1 protein-coding gene is annotated in these 668 nt (G+C 42.5%); it reads right to left on the bottom strand.

The features are described from left to right. A partial coding sequence (locus tag ABD909_RS06950) for a tyrosine-type recombinase/integrase (protein WP_345097234.1) occupies positions 1-668 on the bottom strand: 668 nt, incomplete at both ends.

Here is a 668-nt window from a genome sequence, read left to right as displayed (position 1 = left end):
TCAGCAGGGATAGTCCATATATCCCCCTCAACTTGATCTTTATGAATATGGCGTATAGGATTTGTACGAACGCCTGTCAGAATAAGCAGACGCAAAGCCAGTTGTGTTAGGGTTGATGCTTCGCAAAGCGTTTGATAAAAAGCAGGAACATCTCTCCAATCCATGGCTGGTCTATTAGTGGTTTTATGGAGTTGTTTACCTAAGAGCGCGCGTGCTTTTTCTGTTGCCTGTAAGTCAACATTCAATCCCAGAGCAGCCGCATGTTTGAGACAAAGATTAAGGCGGTTCAGTGCTTTACGAGCTGTATCAGCTTTTGTATGCCAAATAGGAGCAAGAACATTGCGTATTTCTGTTTGTGTAATCTCAGAAACGGGCAAACAGCCTAATTTAGGGAGAATATGAAGACGTAATGGTAAAAACCAACTACCATTCTTACCATCTCCTTTTAATTCAGCTTTACGACTTTCAAAAGCATCTAGTGCAATGTCTTTTAAGTAATGGAGATTGCTTATTGCCTCACGCTTTTGTTTATCGCGTTCTTTAATGGGGTCACGACCTTCACGTAAAACAGAGCGCCATTGGTTTGCACATTCACGGGCTTGTTTTAAAGAAACATCTCTTAAAGCACCCAAGCCCATTTCACGGCGCCGACCGTGAATGGTATAACG

The organism is Bartonella acomydis (genome assembly GCF_039543025.1).
In the GTDB taxonomy this organism is placed as follows: domain Bacteria; phylum Pseudomonadota; class Alphaproteobacteria; order Rhizobiales; family Rhizobiaceae; genus Bartonella; species Bartonella acomydis.
Note: the sequence above shows the minus strand (reverse complement) of the source record. Positions and strands in the feature narration are given on the sequence as shown.